Source organism: Bacillus sp. GW821-FHT01G09 (genome assembly GCF_059422205.1).
In genome coordinates, this window is sequence record NZ_JBWKWL010000003.1 from 159,337 (window position 1) to 180,188 (window position 20,852).

General features: G+C 44.8%; 18 protein-coding genes, 1 other RNA gene and 1 other annotated feature. Of the genes, 2 read left to right on the plus strand and 17 right to left on the minus strand.

The window, feature by feature from the left end; translation table 11 throughout:
• Positions 1-5: 5 nt before the first annotated feature.
• From AC07VD_RS11490 to cymR, 4 genes are all read right to left on the minus strand, one after another.
• The gene (locus AC07VD_RS11490; RefSeq protein ID WP_202926392.1) at positions 6-626 is read right to left on the minus strand and encodes a tetratricopeptide repeat protein; all 621 of its coding nucleotides are present in this window, start codon (positions 624-626) and stop codon (positions 6-8) included.
• 85 nt (positions 627-711) lie between these two features.
• A complete protein-coding gene (gene mnmA, locus AC07VD_RS11495; RefSeq protein ID WP_004398509.1) occupies positions 712-1,827 on the minus strand; it encodes a tRNA 2-thiouridine(34) synthase MnmA in 1,116 nt (371 codons plus the stop codon).
• A 27-nt stretch (positions 1,828-1,854) separates the two neighbouring features.
• Complete coding sequence (locus tag AC07VD_RS11500) at positions 1,855-2,997, minus strand: cysteine desulfurase family protein (protein WP_014477512.1); 1,143 nt, start codon at positions 2,995-2,997, stop codon at positions 1,855-1,857.
• 18 nt (positions 2,998-3,015) lie between these two features.
• Entirely contained in the window at positions 3,016-3,432 is a 417-nt protein-coding gene (gene cymR / locus AC07VD_RS11505; protein WP_003225879.1) for a cysteine metabolism transcriptional regulator CymR, read from the minus strand.
• 202 nt (positions 3,433-3,634) lie between these two features.
• Between cymR and AC07VD_RS11510 the strand changes: the two genes are divergently transcribed.
• The gene (locus AC07VD_RS11510) at positions 3,635-4,900 is read left to right on the plus strand and encodes a replication-associated recombination protein A (RefSeq protein ID WP_076458209.1); all 1,266 of its coding nucleotides are present in this window, start codon (positions 3,635-3,637) and stop codon (positions 4,898-4,900) included.
• A gap of 39 nt (positions 4,901-4,939) precedes the next feature.
• Here the strand turns inward: AC07VD_RS11510 and AC07VD_RS11515 are convergent, their stop codons facing one another.
• The 5 genes from AC07VD_RS11515 to AC07VD_RS11535 all read right to left on the minus strand — a co-directional run bounded on the left by AC07VD_RS11515 (position 4,940) and on the right by AC07VD_RS11535 (position 9,657).
• Positions 4,940-5,704: a tRNA threonylcarbamoyladenosine dehydratase gene (locus tag AC07VD_RS11515; RefSeq protein ID WP_003229763.1), complete on the minus strand. Its 765-nt coding sequence runs from the start codon at positions 5,702-5,704 to the stop codon at positions 4,940-4,942.
• Positions 5,705-5,785: 81 nt separating this feature from the next.
• Positions 5,786-5,978: non-coding RNA, 6S RNA (gene ssrS, locus AC07VD_RS11520), on the minus strand.
• 60 nt (positions 5,979-6,038) lie between these two features.
• Positions 6,039-7,817 carry an aspartate--tRNA ligase gene (aspS, locus tag AC07VD_RS11525; protein ID WP_217018126.1) on the minus strand — a complete coding sequence of 593 codons (1,779 nt, stop codon included), beginning with the start codon at positions 7,815-7,817 and terminating at the stop codon, positions 6,039-6,041.
• A gap of 13 nt (positions 7,818-7,830) precedes the next feature.
• On the minus strand, positions 7,831-9,105 hold the full coding sequence (gene hisS / locus AC07VD_RS11530) for a histidine--tRNA ligase (protein WP_032722254.1): 1,275 nt from the start codon (positions 9,103-9,105) through the stop codon (positions 7,831-7,833).
• Positions 9,106-9,194: 89 nt separating this feature from the next.
• Positions 9,195-9,427: a binding site (T-box leader), on the minus strand.
• A 59-nt stretch (positions 9,428-9,486) separates the two neighbouring features.
• Complete coding sequence (locus tag AC07VD_RS11535; protein WP_004399157.1) at positions 9,487-9,657, minus strand: YrzK family protein; 171 nt, start codon at positions 9,655-9,657, stop codon at positions 9,487-9,489.
• A gap of 132 nt (positions 9,658-9,789) precedes the next feature.
• On the opposite strand from AC07VD_RS11535, the gene AC07VD_RS11540 reads away from it, so the two are divergent.
• Positions 9,790-11,346 (plus strand): N-acetylmuramoyl-L-alanine amidase family protein, encoded by a 1,557-nt coding sequence (locus tag AC07VD_RS11540; protein WP_134156117.1) that lies wholly within the window; start codon positions 9,790-9,792, stop codon positions 11,344-11,346.
• Between the two features lie 25 nt (positions 11,347-11,371).
• Here AC07VD_RS11540 and dtd read toward each other — a convergent pair whose 3' ends face one another.
• From dtd to comN, 8 genes are all read right to left on the minus strand, one after another.
• Positions 11,372-11,812, minus strand: a complete 441-nt coding sequence (dtd, locus tag AC07VD_RS11545; RefSeq protein ID WP_004398689.1) for a D-aminoacyl-tRNA deacylase — start codon at positions 11,810-11,812, stop codon at positions 11,372-11,374.
• 12 nt (positions 11,813-11,824) lie between these two features.
• A complete protein-coding gene (gene relA / locus AC07VD_RS11550; RefSeq protein WP_003229747.1) occupies positions 11,825-14,029 on the minus strand; it encodes a GTP diphosphokinase in 2,205 nt (734 codons plus the stop codon).
• 167 nt (positions 14,030-14,196) lie between these two features.
• A complete protein-coding gene (locus AC07VD_RS11555; protein WP_029727134.1) occupies positions 14,197-14,709 on the minus strand; it encodes an adenine phosphoribosyltransferase in 513 nt (170 codons plus the stop codon).
• Positions 14,710-14,714: 5 nt separating this feature from the next.
• Positions 14,715-17,075, minus strand: coding sequence for a single-stranded-DNA-specific exonuclease RecJ (gene recJ, locus AC07VD_RS11560; protein ID WP_494721787.1), 2,361 nt, complete (start codon positions 17,073-17,075; stop codon positions 14,715-14,717).
• A gap of 66 nt (positions 17,076-17,141) precedes the next feature.
• Entirely contained in the window at positions 17,142-17,465 is a 324-nt protein-coding gene (locus AC07VD_RS11565; protein WP_494721786.1) for a LapA family protein, read from the minus strand.
• Between the two features lie 75 nt (positions 17,466-17,540).
• Complete coding sequence (locus tag AC07VD_RS11570; protein WP_185183677.1) at positions 17,541-18,038, minus strand: cation:proton antiporter regulatory subunit; 498 nt, start codon at positions 18,036-18,038, stop codon at positions 17,541-17,543.
• A 157-nt stretch (positions 18,039-18,195) separates the two neighbouring features.
• Entirely contained in the window at positions 18,196-20,409 is a 2,214-nt protein-coding gene (gene secDF / locus AC07VD_RS11575; protein WP_015714442.1) for a protein translocase subunit SecDF, read from the minus strand.
• Positions 20,410-20,447: 38 nt separating this feature from the next.
• On the minus strand, positions 20,448-20,744 hold the full coding sequence (gene comN / locus AC07VD_RS11580; protein WP_003229735.1) for a post-transcriptional regulator ComN: 297 nt from the start codon (positions 20,742-20,744) through the stop codon (positions 20,448-20,450).
• Positions 20,745-20,852 lie beyond the last annotated feature (108 nt).

Genomic DNA, 20,852 nt, shown 5'->3' on the forward strand with positions numbered 1-20,852 from the left:
GCCTGTTATGATGGATCAATCAGTTTTTTAGCATGAAGCGCAAGCATATGATCTGGCTGGATATCGATTGCCTTGTCCAGCATTTCCAGCGCTTTTTCTCGGTTTTCTTTATAAGCATAAGCGACACCGGCATTATAAAATGCATCTGCATGCCCCGGGTCTTGCTCTGTTACAGCTGCGAATTGGCTGAGCGCTTCGTCCAGCATGCCCTCGTTGGCTAAGCACATCCCGAATTGAAAACGCGCTTCCGTATCGTTTTCATTCAGTTCGACCGCTCTTTGTAAATATGGCAGTGCAAGCTTAGGCTGTTCGAGCTTGACAAGTACCGTTCCGAGCATGTAAAACAGGTCGCCGTTTTCCATCCCCGCACGAAGCGCTTTTTCAAACATGTCTTTCGCTTCTTTGTACATTTCTTTTACAACATAGACATTTCCTGCTCCATAATAAGCAGTGGCTGCGCTATTGTCTAATTCAAGCGCTTTATCATAAAACGCAAGCGCACGTTCCAGCTCGTTTACGGATGAAAGCAGGTTGGCAAAATTGATATACGGAATCGCGTCTTCTTTATTTTCTTCAATCGCTTTTGTAAATGCCTCTGCCGCTTTCTCGTAATCGCCTTCCTGCATCGCCTCTATACCGAGTTGATTATAATCCACCGATCATCTTCCTTTCATTAAAAAACCCCAACTCAGTGTTGAGGTTTTTCATCTTTTATACGTACCACAATTTTGTTCCGTCTTTGTACACATCATCAATTGTCCCGCCGCCAAGACATTCTTCGCCGTCATAGAAGACAACGGCTTGTCCCGGCGTTACAGCGCGGACTTGTTCATCAAAGATGACTTCCGCTTCACCCTCGCCAGTCATGCGCACCGTTACTTTATGATCTTCTTGGCGGTAACGGAATTTAGCCGTGCAGGAAATCTCTTCGCCCTTCATGATATCCGAACGTACCCAGCTGATATTTGTTGCTGTGATTTTGTCAGAATATAAAAGCGGGTTATGGAACCCTTGATCCACGTAGAGGATGTTCTTTTCAAGATCTTTGCCTACCGCAAACCACGGCTCGCCGCTTCCGCCGATGCCAAGGCCGTGACGCTGTCCGATCGTGTAATACATCAACCCGTCGTGACGGCCTTTTACTTCACCGTCCATCGTCATCATATCGCCCGGCTGTGCAGGGAGATATTGGCTGAGAAACGTTTTGAAGTTGCGTTCGCCGATAAAGCAGATGCCTGTACTGTCTTTTTTCGTCGCCGTTGCAAGTTCTGCTTCTTTGGCGATTTCACGCACACGGCTTTTTTGAAGTTCGCCGATCGGGAACATGACTTTGCTCAGCGTATCTTCTGTCAGCTGATTCAAGAAGTACGTTTGATCCTTGTTTTCATCAATGCCGCGCAGCATTCTGACTTTTCCGCCGCTTCTGTCTACTCTTGCATAGTGGCCAGTCGCTAAATAGTCGGCGCCAAGTGACAATGCATGCTCCAAAAAGGCCTTGAATTTAATTTCTTTGTTGCACAGTACATCCGGGTTTGGTGTTCTGCCTGCTTTATATTCATCAAGGAAGTATTGAAATACCTTCTCATAATATTGCTTTTCAAAGTTTACGGCATAATACGGAATTCCGATTTGGTTGCAGACGCGGATCACATCTTCATAATCCTCTGTCGCCGTGCAAAAACCGTTTTCGTCCGTATCGTCCCAATTTTTCATAAAGATTCCGATTACATCATAGCCCTGTTCTTTTAACAGCAGGGCCGCCACAGATGAGTCTACTCCGCCGGACATGCCGACGACGACTCTTGTATCCTCCGGCCGTTTTTCCATTTCATTCACTCCAATTACTAAGCCGCCTTATTGTGTCAGCCGTTTGACAACGTCGGCCACATGTTTGGCAGCAGTTTTCACTTGCTCAGCCGTATTGCCGAGGCCGAAGCTGATTCGAATAGAGGACGTCAGCCGGTCACTCTCTTCTCCGAACATAGCAGTCAGAACATGTGACGGCAGGACTGAACCGGCCGTGCACGCTGAACCGCTGGAGACAGCGACACCCGCCATATCAAGATTAACCAGCAGCGCTTCCACTGACACACCGGGGAAATAAAGATTCAGAACATGCGGCAGACTATGCTCTTTGTCCCCGTTGATCTCGAATGCCACACCTGCATCTCTAAGCGTGTCGGCAAAGATTGCTTTAAACGATTGATACTTCTCGTTTTTTTCGTCCCGTTCTTCACTTGACAGCTTGATCGCTTCTTTCAGCCCGACAATGCCTGGAACATTTTCGGTTCCGGCACGGCGTTTTCTTTCTTGCTCTCCTCCGAATAAAAGCGGTGAAAGCTTCACATCTTTACTAGCATATAAAAAGCCTGTCCCTTTTGGCCCGTTGAGCTTGTGCCCGGAAACAGACAGAAGGTCAATATGGCTGTTTTTCACATCAATTGGCAGCAACCCGAATGCCTGAACAGCATCGGTATGAAAATAAGCTTTGTGTTCCTTTAACAGCTCACCGATTTCTTCGATCGGCTGCACTGTTCCAACTTCATTATTTCCATACATCACTGTCACAAGGATTGTATCATCACGCAGTGCTTCTTTCACCTGTTTTGCACTGACTCTTCCATTTTGGTCAACGTCCAGATACGTTATGTCAAATCCGTCTTCCTCAAGTTTTTCACATGTGTGAAGCACGGCGTGATGCTCAATTTTTGTTGTGATGATATGTCTGCCAAGATCTTTTCTTGCAAGTGCGGTTCCCATGATCGCCAAGTTATCAGCTTCCGTTCCCCCACTTGTAAAAATGATCTCCTGCTCTGCCGCTCCGATTTCTGCTGCGATTTGCGCTCTTGCTTCATCCACCCATTTTCGAGATTCTCTGCCAAATGAATGAATACTGGAGGGATTACCGAAACTGCCGGAGAAGTGCGGTATCATTTTTTCCAGCACGCGCTCATCCATCGGAGACGTTGCAGCATGATCTAAATAAATCCGTTCCATTATGTTTACACCTCTGATCTAAATATAGAACATATAAGCTTCTTGCTCTCCGTCTGTATAGCTGGCAAGATCCTCTAATGTTGTACTGTCTAAAACCTCTTTTACAGCATCCCGGATGCGAATCCAGAGCTCACGCTTGGCAGGCTCCTCATCTTCCAGCACTTCAACAGGGCTGATCGGCCCCTCAAGCACACGGATAATATCTCCCGCGGTAATGGCATCCGGCTCACTGCCTAATACATATCCGCCATATGCGCCTCTGATGCTTTTCACTAAACCGGCATTTCTGAGCGGCGATACCAGCTGCTCCAAATAATGCTCGGACAAATTATTCGTCTGTGCGATGCTTTTTAATGAAGTCGGGCCTTCACCGTGCTTTTTTGCAAGCTCGATCATAATGGTGAGCCCGTATCTTCCCTTAGTTGATATTTTCAACATGAACACCTCTGTTATTTCATGATTTTCCACATTTATAATGGTAATTTCTATATGTTTCGTCCGTTTATTATCTTATAGACCAACTGTTATTATAACATACCTTCAGCGAATTTTCATTGAGGCAGAAGGAAAGGGGCCTTTACCCTTTTCTAATGTACGGTTTTCCGTTACCCTGTAATTAAGTAAGGAGAGATGATAGATGAAGCCATTGGCATATCGGATGCGTCCGACAAAAATAGAGGATATTATCGGCCAGCAGCATCTGGTGGCTGAAGATAAAATTATTGGCAGAATGGTCCAGGCAAAACATTTGTCATCCATGATTTTGTACGGGCCGCCCGGAATTGGAAAAACATCAATCGCAACAGCAATCGCCGGTTCAACAAGTATTGCTTTTCGAAAGCTGAATGCTGTCATTAACAATAAAAAAGATATGGAAATCGTAGCTCAGGAAGCCAAGATGTCCGGCCAAGTGATTTTGATTCTGGATGAAGTCCACAGGCTGGATAAAGGAAAACAGGATTTTCTATTACCCTATTTAGAAAACGGGATGATCATTTTGATCGGAGCAACGACGGCTAACCCGTATCATGCCATTAATCCGGCGATCAGAAGCCGGACCCAGATTTTTGAGCTTGAACCGTTAACACCTGATCTGATTAAACAGGCACTGGAACGTGCGCTCCATGATGAACATCGGGGCCTTGGCACCTATTCTGTATCCATTGATGATCAGGCGATGGAGCATTTTTCCAACGGATGCGGAGGAGATGTCCGCTCCGCTTTAAATGCGCTTGAGCTTGCCGTGTTGTCAACGAAGGAGTCAGCAGACGGTGAAATTCACATTACATTAGAAACCGCGGAAGAATGCTTGCAGAAAAAAAGCTTTTCTCACGATAAAGATGGTGACGCGCATTATGATGTACTGTCCGCTTTTCAAAAATCGATCCGCGGCTCTGATGCCAACGCTGCTCTTCACTATTTGGCTAGATTAATTGAAGCCGGTGATCTGGAGAGCATCGCAAGACGATTGCTTGTTATCGCCTATGAAGATATCGGTTTAGCAAGCCCGCAAGCCGGCCCTAGAGTGCTGAATGCTATTCAGACCGCTGAGCGAGTCGGGTTTCCTGAAGCGCGAATCCCTCTGGCCAACGCAGTTATTGAACTTTGCCTCTCACCGAAATCAAACTCGGCCATTCTGGCAATCGATGAGGCTCTGGCAGATATCAGAGCCGGAAAAATTGGGGATGTCCCGAAGCATTTAAAAGACGCGCATTATAAAGGAGCTCAGGAATTAGGAAGAGGAATCGACTATAAATACCCGCACAATTACGACAACGGTTGGGTCGAACAACAATACCTCCCTGATCCTCTGAAAAATAAGCAATACTATAAGCCGAAACAGACAGGAAAATTCGAATCCGCCTTAAAGCAGGTGTACGATAAATTAATGAAAAGAAAATAAAACAAAAACAGCCTTGATCATCAAGGCTGTTTTTATGCATTATTTATCCTTCACACGTTTGATTTCAATGTCTTTCAAAAGATCCATGACAACATGTCCGCCCATAATCAAACCTGCGACTGACGGCACAAAAGCATTAGAGGAAGGCGGCATTTTTGCTTTACGGATTTTCGCTTCGTCATTTCCCACTTCTTTTCTGACATCTTCCCGAATGACAATCGGGCTTTCATCAGAGAAAATCACTTGAACGCCTTTTTTGATCCCCTCTTTGCGTAATTTCGTACGGACGACCTTCGCAATTGGATCAGTGTGCGTTTTTGAGATATCAGCGATTTGGAAGCGTGTCGGATCCGTTTTATTTGCTGCACCCATGCTGGAGATGAGCGGAATATCCCGTTTCAGACATTCTTTCATTAAATGAATTTTATAACAAATGGTGTCTGACGCATCAATGACATAGTCAAGATCATAGTCAAAAAACTGCTCATACGTTTCCTCCGTATAGAACATTTTTAACGCGATCACTTCACACTCCGGGTTAATGTCTGCGATCCGCGCCTTCATTAAATCAACTTTCGGCTGTCCGACAGTTGAAAGCAGCGCGTGAAGCTGACGGTTTACATTTGTAATGTCGACATCATCTTTGTCGACAAGCAGAATGCGGCCGACGCCTGACCGCGCGAGAGCTTCCGCCGCGAACGACCCAACTCCCCCGACTCCAAGCACAGCAACTGTGCTGTTTTTCAGCGTTTCAAGGCCTTCTTTTCCGATAGCTAATTCATTGCGTGAAAACTGGTGTAACAAGAACCTCACTCCACATTCGTATTCTGGTTTCATCTATAAAATGGCTGATCCATGAGCAGCCGTTTTTCTGCGAACAAAAAATAAAGTCCCAATAGTGCCGTTGCAGCTTTCCTTTGTTTTGAACCCGCTCTCAGCAGGTGGGTGCCCTCTTTTAAATCTTGTAAGTCCTCTTTACCGAATGAAAAGAGGCATATACGCCATTTAAAAATGCGGGCTCCCAAATCAAAAAAATGTTCGGTCAAAACTAGGTGTACAACTAACACATCAGGACTTTATTTAACTTGTCAAAATCATATCACAGACGATTTTGATTTTCAAGAATCGAACTGCACATTCAGTTCTTAACTTTTTTCTTGATAGAAAGATGAAGCTCGTCAAGCTGGGCATCGCTTACTTCTCCCGGCGCCTCTGTCATCAGGCAGCTTGCACTTGCTGTTTTCGGGAATGCAATCGTATCTCTCAGGTTCGTACGTCCAGCGAGAAGCATAACGAGACGGTCTAAGCCGAGTGCGATTCCGCCGTGCGGAGGAGCGCCGTATTCAAATGCTTCCAGCAGGAATCCAAACTGTTCAGCCGCTTCTTCTGGTGAGAAGCCGAGAAGCGCAAACATTTTTTCCTGAATATCCTTTTCAAAAATACGGATTGAACCGCCGCCAAGCTCATAGCCGTTTAAAACGAGGTCATAAGCTTGTGCTTTCATGTCTTCAGGCGCTGTTTCAATCAGCTCAAGGTCTTCTCGGACAGGCATTGTGAACGGATGGTGTGCTGCGTAAAAACGGCCTTCTTCCGGATCATGCTCTAATAACGGCCAGTCGATGACCCATAAGAAATTAAACAATTTTTCGTCAATCAGCCCGCGCTCTTTCCCAAGCTTTAAGCGCAGGGCGCCGAGTGATGCGGCCACAACTTCGAATTGATCCGCTCCGAACAGCAGCAAATCACCTTCAGCAGCATCAAGTGCTTCAATCAGCTTAGACTGCTTTTCTTCATCAAAGAATTTAGCGATCGGGCCTTTCACTCCGTCTGCCTCAACCTTCACCCAGGCAAGCCCTTTTGCCCCGTAGTTTGCAGCAAAAGCGCCAAGAGCGTCGATGTCTTTTCTGGAGTAATCGCCGGCACCGCCTTTTACGTTGATGGCTTTAACCACGCCGCCGTTTGCTACAGCTGATGAGAACACTTTAAATTCCGTATCCTTTACAATGTCAGACACATCCGTCAAAAGCATGTCAAAACGCGTATCCGGTTTATCAGAACCGTACTTGTTCATTGCTTCGTCATACGTCATTCGAGGAAGAGGAAGCTTAAGTTCCTCACCTTTTGTTTCACGCATAACCTTTGCCATCATCTTCTCAGCCAATGACATAATGTCTTCCTGGCTCATAAAGGACATTTCAATATCAATTTGCGTAAACTCAGGCTGACGGTCCGCACGCAAGTCTTCATCGCGGAAACAGCGGGCAATTTGATAATATCGTTCAATGCCTGATACCATCAGAAGCTGTTTAAATAGCTGCGGGGACTGCGGCAGCGCGTAGAACTCACCTTCGTGCACACGGCTCGGCACCAAGTAGTCACGTGCGCCTTCAGGCGTGCTTCCTGTTAAAATCGGCGTTTCAATATCAAGAAACCCATTTTCATCTAAAAAGCTGCGAACAGCTTTCGTCACGTTATGGCGCAGCTGCATCGTCTGGAACATAGCCGGTCTGCGCAAATCTAAGTAACGGTGTTTTAAACGAACGTCCTCTGACACTTCTTCAGCTTGATCAGAAATCGCAAATGGAGGAGTCTTTGCAGCATTTAATACGTTCACTCCATCAGCATGTATTTCGATCGCGCCTGTTTTCAAATTCGGATTAACTGTTCCCTCTTCACGCGCCACCACTTTTCCTTGAATATCAAGCACGTATTCATTTCTGATGCCTTCCGCAATAGCAAGCGCTTCTTTTGACACATCAGGGTTAAAAACGACTTGAACAATGCCCGTACGGTCACGCAAGTCAATAAAAATCAATCCGCCGAGGTCTCGTCTTTTTTGGACCCAGCCTTTCAGCGTTACAGATTCGCCAATTGCTTTTTCAGTTATATCACCGCAATAATATGTTCTTCCAAACAATGCGTTTCACTCCTTATCCCTTTTGGTTTGCCTTCATCACATGTATAAATTCATCAAGTGCCACTTCAATCTGTTCGCCCGTCTGTGCATCCTTTACATTGATTTTGTTTTGGGCAAGCTCATCTTCACCCAAAATCGCAATAAATCTGGCATTTAAGCGATCAGCTGTTTTAAACTGGCCTTTCATTTTCTTATTTTCATAATCGATTTCACTGGAAATGCCTGCTTCTCTCAGTTTGTACACCAATGAAACAGAATAATCCTTTGCTTTTTCGCCGAGTGTGACGATATAGCAGTCGATTCCCTTATCAACAGGCAGCTCTCGTTTTTCAGCATCAATTGCGGCAAGCAAGCGTTCGATGCTCATCGCAAATCCGATGCCCGGTGCTTCAGGTCCGCCGATCTGTTCGACAAGCCCGTCGTAGCGTCCGCCGCCGGCAAGTGTCGTAATCGCGCCAAAGCCCTCCGCATTGCTCATAATTTCAAATGCGGTGTGGTTGTAATAATCCAGCCCTCTCACAAGGTTCGGATCGATTTCATACGAAATGCCAAGATCATTTAAGTATTGTTTCACTTTGTCAAAATAAGCAGCTGATTCTTCATTTAAATATGTCAAAATCGAAGGCGCTGATTTCATCAGCTCATGATCTCGATCTTTTTTGCAGTCCAAGATTCTAAGCGGGTTCGTGTGCAGCCGTGACTGGCAGTCTGAACAAAATTCTTCGATGCGAGGCTCGAAGTGTTTCACGAGCGCTTCTCTGTAGCTTTTGCGGCTATCTTGATCGCCGAGACTGTTTATGACAAGCTTAACGTTTTCTAAACCAGCTTTTTCATAAATACTCATCGCAAGCGCCATTACTTCAGCGTCGATTGCAGGGTCTTTCGAACCAATCGCTTCAATTCCAAACTGATAAAACTGGCGGTAACGGCCCGTCTGAGGACGTTCATAACGGAACATCGGCCCGACATAATAAAGCTTTGTCGGCTGTACAGGATTTGCGAACAGCTTGTTTTCATTAAAAGCGCGAACCGCAGCAGCTGTTCCCTCCGGACGAAGCGTCAGGCTTCTGCCTTTGCGGTCCTCGAAGGTATACATTTCTTTTTGTACGATATCCGTTGATTCTCCGACGCCTCTGGCAAACAGTTCTGTATGCTCAAAAATCGGTGTGCGGATTTCTTTATATTGATAAGTGCGGCAAGTGTCTCTCATAATTTGTTCAACAAACTGCCAGCGATCTGATTCTCCAGGCAGAATATCCTGTGTTCCTCTCGGAATGTTATATCCCATAGGTAGACCTCCTTGTGTATTCCTTTTAAAATATCCAATGATCGTTAATGATGAAAATGAAAAAAACTCCCGCCCCTACTATACATGATAGTAGGGACGAGAGTTGTACCCGTGGTGCCACCCTAGTTGGAATACGTTCATATTCCCGCTCGATCCTTTAACGCAGGTTCACGTTCACTGCCTAATGGCGTTATTCACGCGTTCAGCAGGAAACCTCCGGAGTGTTGTTTCGAGAAAGACGCAATGGGATCCGCTTTCAGCCTGGGGCGGGTTCCTCTCTAATCATGCAATCTGACCTACTCTTCTCCATTATTGGTTCAAATCTTTCATCATTTGCTATGTACTCAATTTCTATTATAATAATGGGATTGGGGTTCTCTGTCAAGCTTTATTCCGGTTGTTTTTCCTCAGCGCTGCTTCTTTAGACATAAGACCAAATTCAGATGCTGTTTCCGTAAGATAACCAGTCGTATCGGGATCTGCGTGATCGCTGTAATGCAGATTCGCTTCACCGTCGTGAAATGCACGTCCCATTTTTGGATGATATTTCATGATTTGCACACCTTTTTGATTGTATTTACGCTTAGTATAAACAAATCATTTTATTTTTATTTAAAAATCAGAAAGGACTTTACGATATTAAACAAGAATGCTTTTTTAATGATCATCAGAAAGGAGGACACAATGAACAAGAAATACTTTGTCCTTATTGTATGTATTATTTTCACCGCAGCGCTATTCCCGACCTTTTCATCCGTTACAGCTGCTCAAGGAGAAGCGGTCATCGCAACAGATGAAATGAACGTCAGAAGCGGCCCTGGGCTTAGCTACGGCATTACAGCGGAAGTAAAAAAGGGAGAACGCTATCCGATTTTAAAGGAAGATGGAGACTGGGTGCAGATACAGCTTGGTTCCGGAGAAAAGGGCTGGGTAGTCTCCTGGCTTATTACAAAGGAAGACCAGGCCAGCACAAACTCCTCAGGAAGCAGTGGCACTGTGACATCAACAGACCCCGATCTGCGGATGAGAAGCGGCCCGGGCACTTCATACGAAGTCATCGGCAAATTCCCGCAAGGCAGCCAAGCATCTGTCATTGATAAAGATTCGGGCTGGATCAAGATATCCTATCACAGTGCCACCGGATGGGTATCATCTGAATATGTCACATCAGGAGGCAGCAGTTCAGCGTCTGATGAGAATGACCAAACCGAGGATTCCGGTGCGTCAACGACGGGCACAGTCGGTGTTTCTTCGCTAAATGTAAGAGCCTCCGCCTCACATGACGCGGCAATTATAACAAAACTTGATCGCGGAACGAAACTGACGGTTCTCAATGAGAAAAATGGCTGGGCTCACATTGAGGTGAACGGGCTAAAAGGCTGGGTTGCAAGCCATTACCTTTTGACTAGTTCTGTTCCAGCTGATGATTCAGCAAATGCCGGCAGTTCATCCTCCGCTAAAAAAGCCTATATCATGTACGGAGGAACGAATCTAAGAAGTGATGCGTCAACATCAGCTTCGATCGTTGAGCGCGCTGCCAAAGGAGATTCATACACCATTACCGGTTCAAAGGGAAGCTGGTATGAAATAAAGCTTGATAACGGGCAAACTGCTTATGTAGCCAATTGGGTGGTCCAAACGTCTAAAAGCGCAGAAGAAGCAGGTGAACCGCCAGTCTCTGATTCCCCGTCTGGAAACGGCTCTCTAAACAATAAAACGATTATTGTTGACCCGGGACATGGAGGAAAAGACAGCGGAACGATCGGATATTCGGGGAAATTCGAGAAAAACCTGACGATCAAAACGGCAAAACTGCTCGCCAGCAAACTTCGATCGGCTGGAGCGGATGTATATGTGACACGCCAGGATGATACCTTTGTCAGCCTGCAGTCACGGGTCTCTACGTCTCACTACCGTAACGCTGACGCCTTTATCAGTATTCATTATGACAGCTATGCGGATACCTCTACTAGAGGCAGTACAGCATATTACTACAGTCCTGCCAAAGATCAGGAACTCGCATCAGATGTCCACTCAGAAGTGGTGAAGCGTTCTTCCATTCCAGACCGCGGCGTATTATTCGGAGATTATTATGTGCTCCGGGAAAACAGACAGCCCGCTATGCTGTACGAGCTGGGATATGTAAGCCATCCGCAGGAAGAAGCCATTGTACATAGCAATTCATACCAAGAAAAAGTAACAGATGGGATCGAAAGCGGATTAGAGAAATACTTCCAATAAAAAAAGCTGCCTTTGGCAGCTTTTTTTATTTTGAATCCATAATGAGCGTGACCGGTCCGGAGTTTGTAAGCTGAACATCCATCATTGCTCCAAACGTTCCGGTCTCCACTTTGATTCCTTTTTCACGAAGCAGGTCATTCCATTTTTCATAAAGACCTAAAGCTTTATCGGGTTTGGCCGCGTTCATGTAGTTCGGCCGGCGCCCTTTTTTCGTATCTCCATAAAGCGTAAACTGTGAGACGGATAAAATCTCTCCTCCTATATCTACTAGAGACAGATTCATTTTCCCTTCACTGTCATCGAAAATACGGAGATTGACAACTTTATCGGCTAAATAAGCTGCATCATCTTCTGTATCATCATGAGTGATGCCGACCAGCACCATAAGGCCTTGTCCAATTTGGCCGACGACCTCTTCGTCCACTGTAACGCTTGCTTCTGTTACTCGCTGAACAACTAATCTCATTTTCTAACCCCTTTAGTTCATGACGCGGCGCACAGAGTAGATATCTCTAATCTGTTTAATACGCTCGACGACTTTATGCAAGTGATTGATATTCTGAATAAAAATCGCCATATGAATAGTTGCCACTTTATTGCGATCCGATTTGCCAGAGACAGATGAAATATTTGTTTTCGTTTCATTCACTGCCTGGAGTACCTCGTTCAGCAATCCGCGGCGGTCATACCCAAGAATCTCTATCTCAACATTGTATTCCTTGCGCTTTTGAACCTGTGACTCATGCTCCCACTCTACTGGGATCAGCCGCTCTTGGGCTTCATTCGTTTTGACATTCGGACAGTCTTCGCGATGGACCGAAACCCCTCTGCCTTTTGTGATAAAGCCGACAATATCATCACCTGGCACAGGATTGCAGCATTTTGATAAACGGACAAGGAGGTTGTCGATGCCCTTGACACGAACGCCAGCTTCCCGTTTTCTTCCTTGCGGGTATGGCTTAGGTTCCCCAGTGACTTCCTGAACGATCTTTTCCTGTTCTTCCTGATCGCGCTGCTTTCTCTCTTTTTCTGTTAGGCGGTTCGCCACCTGCAGAGCCGTAATGCCGTTGTAACCGACCGCCGCGTACATATCCTCTTCATTTGAGAAATTAAATTTGTCAGCAACCTTTTGAATATTCTCCGGCGTTAAAACATCCTTCAATTCAAAATCCAAGTTTTTAATTTCTTTTTCGACCAGTTCACGGCCTTTTTCGACATTTTCTTCACGCCGCTGTTTCTTAAAGAATTGACGGATTTTATGCTTCGCTTGGGATGTTTGGGCAAGCTTCACCCAATCCTGGCTCGGACCGTAGGAATGCTTAGAGGTGAGAATTTCAACGATATCACCTGTCCGAAGCTTATGGTCAAGCGTAACCATTTTTCCGTTTACTTTGGCACCGATTGTTTTATTGCCGATTTCAGAGTGAATCCGGTAAGAAAAGTCAATCGGAACAGAACCGGACGGAAGCTCGATTACATCTCCTTTTGGCGTAAAGACATACACCATGTCAGAGAACAAATCAATTTTGAGCGATTCCATAAATTCTTCTGCATCTGTCGATTCATTTTGAAATTCTAAAATTTCACGGAACCAAGAAAGCTTTTTCTCAAAGGTTGCACCTTCATTGGCTGCTTTCCCTTCTTTATAAGCCCAGTGAGCCGCTACCCCGTATTCCGCTATTTCATGCATTTCAAAGGTGCGGATCTGCACTTCAAGCGGATCGCCTTTAGGCCCAATAACCGTTGTATGAAGTGATTGATACATATTCGGCTTCGGCATTGCGATATAATCTTTGAATCTGCCGGGCATCGGTTTCCAGCATGTGTGAATGATGCCAAGCACCGCGTAGCAGTCCTTTATGCTATTCACAAGAATACGGACAGCCAGCAAATCGTAAATTTCATTGAATTGCTTGTTTTGCAGCACCATTTTTCGATAAATGCTGTAAATATGTTTCGGACGTCCCGAGAAGTCAGCCTTGATATTTACTTCTTCGACACGTTTCTTCACTTCATTGACAACCTCATCGACATAAAGCTCACGTTCTGCACGTTTCTTCTTCATGAGGTTGACAATTCTGTAATATTGCTGAGGGTTCAAATAACGGAGCGCCGTATCTTCCAATTCCCACTTAATTTTTGAAATCCCGAGACGATGCGCCAAAGGAGCAAAAATTTCCAGCGTTTCATTGGAGATTCTCCGCTGTTTTTCCTGAGGCAGATGTTTCAGTGTCCGCATATTGTGAAGACGATCCGCCAGCTTGATCAATATGACCCTGATATCTTGAGCCATAGCGACAAACATTTTGCGATGATTTTCCGCCTGCTGTTCCTCTTGAGATTTATATTTAATTTTGCCGAGTTTCGTTACGCCGTCTACAAGCATTGCCACTTCTTCGGAAAATGCTTCTTTCAGGTCATCGAGCGTCACATCTGTATCTTCCACGACATCGTGCAAAAATCCGCCCGCGATTGTGGAAGGGTCCATTTCAAGATCAACGAGTATCCCCGCAACCTGAATCGGATGAATAATATATGGCTCGCCCGATTTGCGGTATTGCTCGCGATGAGCATCTTCAGCGTACAGATATGCTTTTTCGACAAATGCGATATGCTCATCAGATAGATAGCTGCGCGCTTTATCTATAACTTGCTCGGCAGTCAATACTTGTTCGTTCGCCATGGAATCACCTTTTTTAAAATGTAAACTGTATTGTAGTTTATTATCAAGAAAAAAACGAAAGATGTAAAGAGCAGAAGTTCAAATAGCCAAATATTATATAAAATAAATGCAAAACAATAGGAAAAAAGCACCCTGACATGGAGTGCTTTTTCGTTATGCGGTTATCCTTAGTATTTCATTAATGTTAAGATGTCGTAATTTTCCAGCTTATCTCTGCCGTCAAGGTAAGAAAGCTCGATTAAGAAAGCGATACCAGCAACAACGCCGCCAAGTTCTTCAACAAGTTTGATTGTCGCTTCAATTGTGCCGCCTGTCGCAAGCAGGTCATCTGTAATAAGCACACGCTGACCAGGCTTAATCGCATCTTTATGGATCGTTAATACGTCTTTCCCGTATTCCAAGCCATAATCCACTTTGATTACTTCACGAGGCAACTTGCCTTCTTTGCGGACCGGCGCAAAACCTACGCCAAGCGCGTAAGCAACGGGACAGCCGATAATAAAGCCGCGCGCTTCAGGGCCAACGACCAAATCAATTTGCTTTTCTTTCGCATATTCAACAATTTGATCTGTGGCATAGCGGTATACATCGCCTTTATCCATCAGTGTCGTAATATCTTTAAATTGCACGCCCTCTTTCGGGTAATCCGGTACAATTGTTACGTATTGTTTTAAATCCATCTGTTTTATGTCCTCCTCGTACTTTCATAAGCCTCTGAATCTTGTTTCATCAGCTTATTCAGCCATTCCTTCAGCTCTTCAGCAGAAGAATAATTCAGCTTTTGATCCAGTTCCATCAGCTGCTGTTTCGCCTGATATGTTTGTGAGTCTGTTAAGTCGCGTTTCTTTGCTCCGCTCACAACAGACAGCACACCATTCTCTATTTTAACAAAACCGAGATCAAAAAACACCTTTGTCATGAAATTGATTGTTTCAACGGACCAGCCTTTATGTTTTGCAAGCTCTGAACCGTGTTTTTCCACGTCAAAAGCGCCTCTTTTCAGCAAGAACGCATAATACCATTTAAAGTGGTCTCTTGCGGGAAAAGTTGATAAAAAGTGGTCCTCATGATTGAGAAAAATAAAATATATCCGCTCAGGCGCCTTGCCTTCCAGCAAACGTGCGAGCATGTCCAGCGAAGGCGGCGGATCCAGTAATACAATATATGCACCATCGAGGTCAAACGCCTTTGCTTGATCTTCTGAGCTGATGACGTGCACTTCTCGGCGAAGGCCTTCAGTTTGAAGTAATGTTGTTGAGTCTTCTTTGAAAGAGACAATGGCCCGTTTAGCAGATGGAAGGGCGGAAACTGTGTCTTCCCACGTCCGTTTTCCCCTTAAGTCAAACAGCTGCCATTCAGAAACAGCGGCATCCTTTATCATAAGCTGCGGCTTTTTTCGATTGTTCCATTCGTTGATTGACATCTCACCGACAATGGAAATTCTTGAACCCGGTACAATGCCTTCTTCAAGCTCGCCTTTATTAAAACCGACGCAATCAAGCTGGGACGACTCGTTTCTGATCGTCATTTTAACATGAGTCTTATTTGCCCCTATCTTGCGGACATCTTCCAGTACTGCGTTTTCTACGAGAACGTGCGGTTTCGGGTTCAGCATGCCAAAAGGAGACAGCATGTTCATTTCTGCGATGCTTTCAACTGTAATGTCTTCGACGCCGCAGACAAGGTCGACTTCCTGTACGGGAATAAAATCCTCTTCCGTAAGCGTATTGTCCGCTATTTCATTCAGCCTGCTTCGCAAATCCGGCACATCTTCGGCTTTCAGCGTCATCCCCGCAGCCATTGGATGGCCGCCGAAATGAGGAAGAATATCTCTGCATTCAGAAAGGCTCTCAAATAAATTAAATCCTCTGATGCTTCGTGCCGAACCTTTAGCGATTCCCTTTTCTTCATCAATGCCAAGAACAATGGCCGGTCGGTAGAAACGGTCCACAAGCTTTGAAGCCACAATCCCGACGACTCCCGGGTTCCATCCGGCTTTGGCCACGACAATTGCAGTTTGATCGAGCCCTTGCTGTTCAACCATTTCAATCGCTTCATCCGTCATTTTGCTGACCATTTTTTGGCGCTCTTTGTTCAGCTGGTCAATTTCTGCGGCAAGCTCTTCCGCTTCAAACGAATCCTCTGACATAAGCAAATGAACAGCGGGATCAGCCTGTTCGATTCTTCCGACGGCATTCAGCCTTGGTGCGAGCTGAAATCCGATAGTTTCTTCGTTCGCTTCTCCGATGTCTCCGCCTGACAGCTTAATCAGCTCTTTTAAGCCGAGCCGATTTGTCCGTCGAAGCCTTTCAAGTCCTAGTGTTGCAATTAATCTGTTTTCGTCATGCAGCGGGACTAGATCGGCAATGGTGCCGATAGCCGCCAGGTCAAGCAGTTCATCAGGAAGTTCACCCAATAAAGCGTGGGCAAGCTTAAACGCGACTCCAACCCCAGCAAGCTCCTTAAACGGGTAAGTGCAGCCAGGCTGCTTCGGGTGGACGATCGCATGGACATCCGGAAGCTCCGGTCCCGGTTCATGATGATCGGTAATGATGACATCCAGTCCGAGTTCCTTTGCCACCTTCGCTTCATGCACAGCGGCAATTCCTGTATCAACCGTAATGATCAAAGAGAAGCCCCGTTCTTTAATCGAACGAAACGCCTGTTCATTAGGTCCATATCCTTCTTTAAAACGGTCAGGTATATAAAAATCAACTTGAGCCGACAGTTTTTGCAGCGTGTGAAGCATCACTGACGTACCTGTAACCCCATCGGCGTCATAATCGCCATATATCATAATCTTTTCTTGTTGTGAAATCGCCTGTTTTATTCGATCTGCCGCTTCTTTCATGCCTTTCATTTCAAAAGGATCATAAAAATCGGCATCCTTTGTATGTAAAAACAGCCTAGCGCTTTCTGCCGTATCAAAGCCTCTTTTTACAAGCAGGGACGCAACAAGAGGTGTTATATGCAATTGTTCTGTGAGTGATTTGACCTTATCCTGATCTGGTCGCTGGATTTCCCATCGCATTTTTGACGCTAACATAAATTCACCCCTCAACCACCCTATTATACTAGAGCAGGCTGAGGGGTTTCAAATAATATTCGAAAACTAGTCTTTTTTCTCAATCATGGCTGATGCATCCTGTGTGTCAGTCTGATCAGCAAGATGAGTATCCTCTTGTTTATGTATTGCTGTTCTATTTTCTTTCCGCAAGGTTTTTATTTCCCGCTTCAATTTAATTACCTGAAAAATGCCGACAGAAAATACGATCAGCGCTCCCATTAAAACTGAGCCCAAAATAACAAGAATGAGCGGCCATTCTGATCTTCCAAACAGGTAATCAACTTCTACGGATCGAACATTAATGACTGCGAAAATAGCGACAATTAAGGTGAAAATAAGTGTGAAAATAATGGTCCATTGTTTATTCATTCTCTTTTCCCCCAAACTTCTTATTGAGGTAACTTTCCCCATCAAGACTGGTTTTAAACATGGCTTAACACTAGGTTAAGCTCCCTTTGCTGTTAATTTTTCCCGGATTAGCCTCTTCAGTCCGGTTCCCTCACCGGAAATCACAAGTGTATCGCCTTCGTCAATGACTGTTTCAGAGCTCGGATTCAGTCGTTTATCCTGATTCTTTTTAACAATTGCAATGACCGTTACATGATATTCCTGACCCACATTCAAATCACCAATCGTCTGATGAATGGCAGGCGCTCCCGCCTCTGCTTTACACCACTCTATAATCAAATCATCAAGGGCTGACTCGACCTGTTCTAATGCTTTCGGTTTATATGCCATTCCGCCAAGAATTGCAGACATTTGCCTTGCTTCAGCGTCATCAAACTGCACGGAGGCAACACATTCCTCATGGTCGTTTTCGTCAAAATAGTAAAGCTCTCTTCGTCCGTCATGATGAATGATAATTGAAATTTTATCACGGTTTCTAGTAATCATTTCAACTTTTTGTCCTATGCCCGGCAGCTCTGATTCGCGAACCCTCATATATAAACCCTCCTACATATCTGAAAACCAGTCATAAACACTTTTAACACCATATATATGTTTAAATGTAAGCGTATGTCATTATAGCAAATGTCTATTTTAAGTTCAATGAAACTTCAAAAAACAGGCTGCCCTGCAGAGGACAGCCTGATATTTTTTATTGCGCCGAATCTTTTTTCAGTTCTCTTCCTTTCCATGCAAGCCAAATTTGTGCGGCAATGTATAGAGAAGAATAAACGCCTGTTAACAGCCCGACCAATAAAGCAATTGAGAAGTTAGTAATAGAAGATGCTCCAAAGATCAGCAATGTCACAACAACAATCACAACAGTTAATACAGTGTTAATTGAACGTGTAAAGGTTTGCTGCAGGCTCAGGTTTACAATATGGTTCAGATCGGCAAATGTTTTCGGCTTACGCTTTTTCATATGCTCGCGGACCCTGTCAAATGTAACGATTGTATCGTTAATGGAATACCCGATTATCGTCAAGATGGCCGCGATGAACGTAACATCTACCTCAAGCCTTGTAATACTGAAGAACGTGACGATAAAGAATGCGTCATATAGCAATGAGGCGATGGCAGCAATCGCCATTTTGTATTCGAATCGGATTGAAACGTAAATAATGATGCCAATAGAAGCTATAGCAACTGCGTACAGCGCATTTCTTGCCAGCTCCTTACCCACTGTCGGTGAAACTGTGCTGACATTTGGCTCAGACCCGTATTTGTCTTTAAAATACGTTTTTACTTTTGCTATGGTTTCTTTATCTGGCACCCCGACAAAACGGGCAACACCGATATTGCTCTTTTCGCCTGACAGAACGACAGTATCAGGGTCCATACCAAGAGATTCAAAATCCTTTTCAACTTGCTCTGTCGTCAGCTTATGGTCGCTTTGCACTTCAATCCGTGCACCGCTTGCAAAGTCAATGCCAAGATTCAGCCTGAACACAAGCAGGATAATAATCCCGGCAACCGTGACCGCACTGGAGAAAATAAAGAAGTATTTGCGTTTGCTCGTGAAATCCCATTTTTGGAATGGCGTATGCGGCTCTGTATTTTCATCCGTATCCTGAATATCCATGATATGTTTCTTATTGACACCAAACCAGCCTTTTTTCCGATCAAGCCATCTGCTTTCCACAAGGAGAGCGAGGAGAAATCTCGATAAGAAAACGGCAGTGATAAAGCTTGTCAAAATCGATAGGATCAGCATTGTCGCAAACCCTTTAACAGAGCTTGTCCCAAAGATAAAGAGCACAACCGCTGCAATAATGGTTGTAATATTCGCATCAAAAATCGTCGCAAATGACCGTCTGTTTCCTGAACGGAAGGCAGAGCGGACTGACTTTCCTAGCTTGAGCTCTTCTTTAATCCGCTCATAGGTAATAATGTTGGCGTCAACAGCCATCCCGACACCTAAAATGAGAGCGGCAATTCCCGGAAGCGTGAGTACGGCATTCATCCAGTCAAAGATCTGGAGTGTAATGTAGATATAAACAGATAGCGTAATCACCGCGATTAACCCCGGCAGACGGTAATAGAAAAGCATAAATAAGAAAATAATTGCGATACCGACAATACCGGCGAACACCGTATCATGGAGAGCCTGCTGGCCGAATTGTGCGCCTACTGATGTCGAATATTTTTCAGTCAGTTTCACAGGAAGTGCGCCTGCGTTTAAAATGCTGGCTAAATCTTTTGCTTCTTGAACCGTAAATTGCCCTTCAATTGTAACGTCAGTTGTGTTTAATTCCTGACTTACATTTGGGGCGGATACATATTTAGGGTGCTCTTTTTGAACCTCTTTTTTAAAGGAGTCCCCTTTTTCGTAATCCATCCAAATAACAAGCTGGTTGTTTGGCGCCATTTTCATGACCTTTTTGGTCACTTCGCCGAATTTATCAGCATCTTTCAGTTTAATGCTGACAATCGGTTCATTTGTTTTGGCGTCATACGTTTGTTTAGCTCCGTTTTCGACGAGGTCAGAGCCATTCAGCAATTCTTTGTCATTCGTATCTCTGAAAGAAAGCTGCGCTTCAGTCGCCAAAATTTCACGCGCTCTGTTTTGGTTTGTCACACCAGCGAGCTGAACGCGAATCCGGTTATTCCCTTCAATTTGGATGTTCGGTTCGCTGACACCGAGAACATTGGCCCGGCGGTTCAATGCCTCTACAGTGCTGACCAGAACGTCTTTTGTGATTTTGTCACCTTTTTTTACAGGCTGTACATCATACAGCACCTCAAATCCGCCTTGCAAATCCAATCCTAACGTAATATTGTTAGCGGCAGGCTTCGTAAAGTAGCCCAAGCCCGTGCCGATCAATAGAACGAAAAGGAAAAACGCAATCAAGCGTCCTTTTTTCATTATGTATATCCTCCCTTAAACCTGTGCGAATCAACCTGCTATCTCAGCAGTTCTTCCAATGCTTCCTGGCCCTCTTCACTGCCCAGCCAATTAGACGTTTTAAATGACTCAACGGTTGCATAGTTCATAAATTCGCCAATTTTCACTGATAAAATATCACTCGCCAGTTCATAAATGTTCAGTTCCGTTTTCTTTTTCCACTTCTTATCTGTTAAGTATGACCACAAACTTTCGAGTTCAACATCATCATACCCGAGAATCTTAAACTCTTCCAGTTTGCTGTAAAGAAACGGCCTGACGTGGTCTTTATATAGATCGGCTGGATGCTTCTCCACGAATTCCACGCTCCTTTTTTATTGTTTTTCAAGAAGACTTGTCATGCTTGGACGATATATACGCATATCTTTATTGTATATGATTCCAGGTAGTTTGAGAAGGCAGGG

Coding starts and splice junctions, on each gene's coding strand:
- AC07VD_RS11535 (WP_004399157.1), bottom strand. CDS start 9,657: ATGAAATATCATCCAAAAATGGGACGTGCATTTCACGACGGTGAAGCG.
- AC07VD_RS11510 (WP_076458209.1), top strand. CDS start 3,635: ATGAAGCCATTGGCATATCGGATGCGTCCGACAAAAATAGAGGATATT.
- AC07VD_RS11570 (WP_185183677.1), bottom strand. CDS start 18,038: ATGAGGGTTCGCGAATCAGAGCTGCCGGGCATAGGACAAAAAGTTGAA.
- hisS (WP_032722254.1), bottom strand. CDS start 9,105: ATGGGATATAACATTCCGAGAGGAACACAGGATATTCTGCCTGGAGAA.
- dtd (WP_004398689.1), bottom strand. CDS start 11,812: ATGAGATTAGTTGTTCAGCGAGTAACAGAAGCAAGCGTTACAGTGGAC.
- AC07VD_RS11565 (WP_494721786.1), bottom strand. CDS start 17,465: ATGAATAAACAATGGACCATTATTTTCACACTTATTTTCACCTTAATT.
- secDF (WP_015714442.1), bottom strand. CDS start 20,409: ATGAAAAAAGGACGCTTGATTGCGTTTTTCCTTTTCGTTCTATTGATC.
- AC07VD_RS11540 (WP_134156117.1), top strand. CDS start 9,790: ATGAACAAGAAATACTTTGTCCTTATTGTATGTATTATTTTCACCGCA.
- AC07VD_RS11500 (WP_014477512.1), bottom strand. CDS start 2,997: ATGGAACGGATTTATTTAGATCATGCTGCAACGTCTCCGATGGATGAG.
- mnmA (WP_004398509.1), bottom strand. CDS start 1,827: ATGGAAAAACGGCCGGAGGATACAAGAGTCGTCGTCGGCATGTCCGGC.
- relA (WP_003229747.1), bottom strand. CDS start 14,029: ATGGCGAACGAACAAGTATTGACTGCCGAGCAAGTTATAGATAAAGCG.
- AC07VD_RS11490 (WP_202926392.1), bottom strand. CDS start 626: ATGCAGGAAGGCGATTACGAGAAAGCGGCAGAGGCATTTACAAAAGCG.
- recJ (WP_494721787.1), bottom strand. CDS start 17,075: ATGTTAGCGTCAAAAATGCGATGGGAAATCCAGCGACCAGATCAGGAT.
- AC07VD_RS11555 (WP_029727134.1), bottom strand. CDS start 14,709: ATGGATTTAAAACAATACGTAACAATTGTACCGGATTACCCGAAAGAG.